At 49.9% G+C, this 1,274-nt stretch carries 1 protein-coding gene; it reads left to right on the top strand.

Going from position 1 to position 1,274, the window contains the following annotated elements; all coding sequences use genetic code 11:
- Positions 1–1,274 (top strand): copper amine oxidase (locus tag KNP96_RS16530; RefSeq protein ID WP_214771841.1); only part of this gene is annotated, 1,274 nt, incomplete at both ends.

The raw sequence follows: 1,274 nt of genomic DNA, 5'->3' as shown, positions 1-1,274 counted from the left end.
ATGATGCATGAGGACAAAGCAAAAAACGTCACGGTCAAAACGAAAGCAGCAGATCTTCGTGCGACACTCGACCAATTGCTTTCTGAGCACTTCGTGCTTGCTGTCATGGACATGAAAAAACAATATGACGGTTCAAAAGATGCTGAGTATTATGAAGCGGCACTCAAACAGAACGCACTCGACATGACACCGGCAATCGCTTCAGTCTATGGCGACGAAGGCGCGAAACAATTCGAAAAAATCTTCGTCGATCACAACAAATACACAACGGACCTCGTCAAAGCCGTCAAAGCGGATGACCAGGAAGGCATCAACGCTTCGAAAGCCGAGACAGAAGAATTCGTCCAGGATCTCTCGACATTCCTCGACGCTGCGACAGAAGGCGAACTTCCGAAGGAAGCAGCTGAAGAAGTCCTTCGTGCTCACGAAGCGGACGTCTATAAAACATTCCAAGAGTATGCAGCAGGCGACTATGAAGGATCGTACAACACGTTCCGTGAAGGATACAGCCGCATGTATGACATCTCGAAAGCTCTCTCAGTCGCGATCACAACACAGATGCCTGAGAAGTTCGATAACTCGAAAGCTGATACGAAAGCGGCTGACCTCCGGTCAACACTCAACAGCCTTGCTGCTGAACACGTCGCTCTTGCGAACCTCAGTATGACGGCAGGTGTCGATCAAGCGAAAGACTACGATGCTGCAAACTGGGCGGAAGACATGCACACAGCTGACTTCAAAGCCGCAATCAAATCAATTTACGGTGAAGCCGGTGCAGATCAGTTCGAGCAAGCTTGGACGAAAAATCACATCGAAGCACAAGCAAACCTCGTCACAGCAGCCATTAACGATGACAAAAAAATGATGGCTGACGCTCAAGACATGCTTAAAATGTTCTCGAACGACTTCGGTGCGTTCCTCGGAGCAGCAACGGAAGAAAACCTTCCGACGAAAGCAGCACAAGAAGCGGTCGCTGGCCATGAAACATATGTCCAAGACACGTTCATGCAGTACACGGAAGGCGACTACAAAGGATCAGTCGACACGTTCCGCGAGTCATATGCTTACATGTATGGTGTCGGTGAAAACCTCGGTAACGCGATCGTCATGCAATCTCCTGAGAAATTCATGGACGGTACACCAGGTTCAATGCCGAACACAGGTAACGGCGGCATGAGCGACACAAGCAACAACGCAACAACAGGTGCACTCGCACTCTTCGGTCTTGCACTCGGTGCAGCTGGAATCGTCGTGGCACGCAAACGTCAAAACGC

Origin of the sequence: Exiguobacterium sp. s133, assembly GCF_018618595.1 — a bacterium.
GTDB lineage: Bacteria > Bacillota > Bacilli > Exiguobacteriales > Exiguobacteriaceae > Exiguobacterium_A > Exiguobacterium_A oxidotolerans.
The sequence above is the reverse complement of the archived record's forward strand: the minus strand, read 5'-3'. Positions and strand labels throughout refer to the sequence as shown.